The organism is Paenibacillus allorhizosphaerae, assembly GCF_042659105.1.
GTDB lineage: Bacteria > Bacillota > Bacilli > Paenibacillales > NBRC-103111 > Paenibacillus_G > Paenibacillus_G allorhizosphaerae.
Window position 1 is genome coordinate 1 of record NZ_JBHSRV010000052.1, and the last position, 3,844, is coordinate 3,844.

Annotated in this window: 3 protein-coding genes; all 3 read right to left on the reverse strand. The window is 38.4% G+C overall.

Annotated elements, in window-relative coordinates; genetic code table 11:
- Window positions 1-293: 293 nt before the first annotated feature.
- The 3 genes from ACFQI7_RS37620 to ACFQI7_RS37630 all read right to left on the reverse strand — a co-directional run bounded on the left by ACFQI7_RS37620 (window position 294) and on the right by ACFQI7_RS37630 (window position 2,306).
- A complete protein-coding gene (locus tag ACFQI7_RS37620; protein ID WP_218103606.1) occupies window positions 294-770 on the reverse strand; it encodes a hypothetical protein in 477 nt (158 codons plus the stop codon).
- A gap of 195 nt (window positions 771-965) precedes the next feature.
- Window positions 966-1,712, reverse strand: coding sequence for an aminoglycoside phosphotransferase family protein (locus ACFQI7_RS37625; protein ID WP_377518612.1), 747 nt, complete (start codon window positions 1,710-1,712; stop codon window positions 966-968).
- Window positions 1,713-2,102: 390 nt separating this feature from the next.
- Window positions 2,103-2,306, reverse strand: coding sequence for an isochorismatase family protein (locus ACFQI7_RS37630; RefSeq protein WP_218103587.1), 204 nt, complete (start codon window positions 2,304-2,306; stop codon window positions 2,103-2,105).
- Between the last annotated feature and the right edge of the window lie 1,538 nt (window positions 2,307-3,844).

The following is a 3,844-nucleotide window of genomic DNA, read 5'->3' on the forward strand; positions in this document are numbered from 1 at the left end:
CAGCCTCGTAACCATCTTGATTTCACATAAATTCTATGAAGCACAGTTTTTAAAAAAACACTAAAGCTGGGCTTAGTTTCGTATTGCCAATTTTAGATCTATGCTATGTGAAATTTTCGGGGTAGCGTAATAAGGCTATCGATCGATCGTTATTGTAAGTTGCTTCATACTTCGTCATTACATCGCGCAACAAATGAGAAAGGAGCCGTTGTAAAAAAGAAGCTCCTCCAGCAAGATGAGAAGCACAAAATTAGGAGAATGCGTTAGAGTTGATGAAACGTAAGATGTCTACATCACTTAACTTCGATTGCAAAGATGTATTCTACATTTTCGCCTGTACTCCACACAGCGTGAATTGCAACCATATAGATATTTTTTTCTAGCGGCACTTTAAAAGTATTTCCGTTTAAGGGTGGATCTTGAAATCCATATGACGTCCAGTTATTCTCTTGAGATGGATCACGCTCTACTTGTGCTATGTATAGTTTACTTGGTTTCGGCTTGTAATTAAATTCAATCTTAATTTCTCCCTCAGGGGGGACGATGGTTGCTTTTTCTGCGATTTTTTCCCACATAAAAAAAACATCAGAAACACCTCTCCAAACACGAGTACCCATAGTAATACTAATCTGTTTGTTATTATAAGTAACCACCGGAATTGGAGGTTCTTTTGTTACGTCTGGTCGTGATTCCCGAGCAAAGTATGTAATCCCAACAATAATAATTATAGCAACCGCAGAGGTCAATAGTATTATTGCTGATTTTCTCATGAATTGCTTCCTCCAAATATTTATAAGAACGGTTAATCATACTACGTGTTCTATATAAAAACGCACCGAGGCGCTTGTTTTTTTGCAAAGCGGAAATTTAACGCTCTACAGGAATGCTAACGTTCGTTAGTGCAGCGAGCTCCACACACGTTCTTCGTATAGCCTCGCTATGTGATTATTCAGTTTTTGTTTTCGTTACTTACTTATTTCGTTAGGACATTCACCTACTCTAGCTGTAATAATCACGGTTAGATAGTCATGTATCATTTCTCGTGTCACGTTCATTTCGATAAGATATAAGTCTGCCAGAGTTTTCTTTAATCGCAGAAGTGTTTCTCTATTATCCGCTTGTTCTGGAATCGGTGTATATTCCACCAAAAAAACAGTTCTTGCGACATCATATAAAAAATCTCCGTGGCACACATTCATGAAGTCTATAACCATCGTATGCCCATTATTAGATAGTAATATATTACCAGGATGAAAATCACCATGACATAGCGTTTCTCCAGCATTCAATCTATCCAGAATTTCGAATACCTTTTCTTTTTCTAATAAGCTAACCGATGATGCATTTACTATATTAGATTTTAAAAATTCTTTGTAGTCCTGTACATTGCTAACTCTGTTTTGAACGATTGTTTTGTGCAGCCTCGCCATATGTTCCGCACATCCGTGGAGGTCACCTGTTTTTAAAACCCAATCTAACAGAGATTCTCCCTCCAGTTTGTCATATATAATCCCACTTCGCTCTTCGCAACAAATAATTTCATATACTTTAGGTTTTGAAAAGTTCATACCGTTGATAACCTTTGCGTTCTGAAACTCTCTTTCTACCGCATTTTGAGGATAGCCTTTATTGAAAAGCTTAAGCACTTTACCTTCATCCCATTCATATACGGTTGCGGTATTGCCTTTACCGATTATCTTCCAATATTTCAAATTATCTCAACGCCTTTCAACCTGTTTCAATAAGTGTAAGTCTTCTCACCCATATTTTAACATAACGTATCGGAAGATAACTGCCCGTTAGCGGGGAAAAGGCCACAGTTCAGTCCGTGGCGGTCTCATGGCGTAGAAATTGAGCTATCGTTTCAAGTAAGCGTAGCGTAGTCTCAAACGGATTGACGTAATCTTACTTAAGCAATAAGTGGCTAAAGTAAAATGTTATTGCTTTTTTCTATATTCGCAAACCAACAAAGGAGTCTATTGTGATGAGCGATGATTTGTTGAGCGCTCAATTCCCCTCTTGCCCATGTGCGGTGTGAGTCGCTTGCAAGCGTTACTTCATACAGGAATCCAAACCGAACTGTGTGTTGATACGACATGTCGTCATGCAAGAAGTTTAGGGCCTGGAGTCCCATGTTCCAATGCTCTCCCAGGTCTTGCGCTATGTTGTATATAGATGATTGGAGTTTTAGAAGAGCGAGCTTGCTCGGTAAGTAATTTTATGTTTCGCAATAACACATCGCTGTTATTTTCGTGGAACATACCCACCTGAACATCAATTACCATCAACGCGACTTGACTATCCATTCGTGCCTCCATAAGTATACTGATTCAAATATGTATTCTTCACCCATCAAACATTACCTTCTATTTCCAAAGTATCCTGCCCTTTAGCGTAACGCGGCTGCCGTTTCGTGCCGACAGCCGCGTCTTAGATTTTTATTAGGCTATCGTCTCCCATTAGTGAAAAATATTGAACTGAGTCCAATTCAATATCAACCCACGAATATGATTACATTTAATGGGTATAATTTCCTTATCTAATTGTAATTGGGAGGACTCTGTTATGACCTTCTGCATAATTTTTTCGGTAAGTTTTATCCTCCTCCTAGCTTATATTGTATCGAAAAGAAAACTGCATCTATTTGAAATCCTTTTTATTTGGATGGTTATAATCATAATCCATAATAATTTCTTAACAATTACAGCAATCAATTTGCGGATGTTTGACTTTGCTGAGACTCCAAACAATTATTGGTCGCTTGTCTTGATGAGGATGTTGTTAATTCCACTACTAATTATTTGGTATCTCGACCATACCTTGTCTCCCGAGTGGTATACAAAATGGGTGTGGCTTCCAATTGGAATTCTGCTCCTTGTTGGCATTGAAAATATGGGCCAAGTACTCAATGTTTATAAAGCAACTCGTTGGAAATTTTGGTGGTCATTTATAGAATGGTTTGTCATATTGGTTCTAGTCATTTATCCTTGTAGCTGGTTTCGAAACCTGCTGAGAAGCGAGTTGAAATAAATGGACCGGATTTTGCCATTTCCTATTAAATTCGATGCAAACGAATGGTTTATTCTTCTCAATATTGCTTTCGGATTTACTTGGGTATTTTTCGTTCCAAAAAGATACCCGCGTGTTCTTTCTACTTTAATGTTCTTATACACCGTTTCTGTCGCTATCTTGCTGGATCATGCGATTGCAACACCACCGCTCGATTTATACGATATTAACGACCAAAAAACTTATGAACTATTCGATGTGATAACTTATATAATGTACGCACCATATTCGCTTCTTTTCGTATACTTGTTCGATAAATTAAATCCGAAAGGGCTTTATTTTGTTGCCTATATTGTTGTATGGAGCCTGATTTCCACAGGCTTTGAATGGATAGCCTGGCTTTGCCACGTATTCAAGTATAATAACTGGAACCTAATTTGTTCGTTTACAGTCTATATAGTGGCCGCAACCCTGCAAATAAAACTCTTTACTTATCTATTGAAATACTTTAATGATTCGACTAGGATCCAGTAATCCATTTACTTCGAACTTCATTCTCACTTTCATACCCTTCAAAAATAATACCTTGAGCTATACTGCCCTTCCCTCGGTTTTAAGGGTTTTCCTCACATATTCTCACTCATTCGTAGGATTTCATCACCATGTATTGTAGCGGTCGACGGAAAAGTAAGCTGTTACCACTGTTGGAATCCTTTTTAGGGCATGCGGGAATAGAAGAAACGTTCTTGAACATTTCCCCAGGCGCTGTTATCTACTGCACGCTTCTCCACAAGATGCCCTGGATGTTTACCATCCCATGGCTCAACGGGTCGTT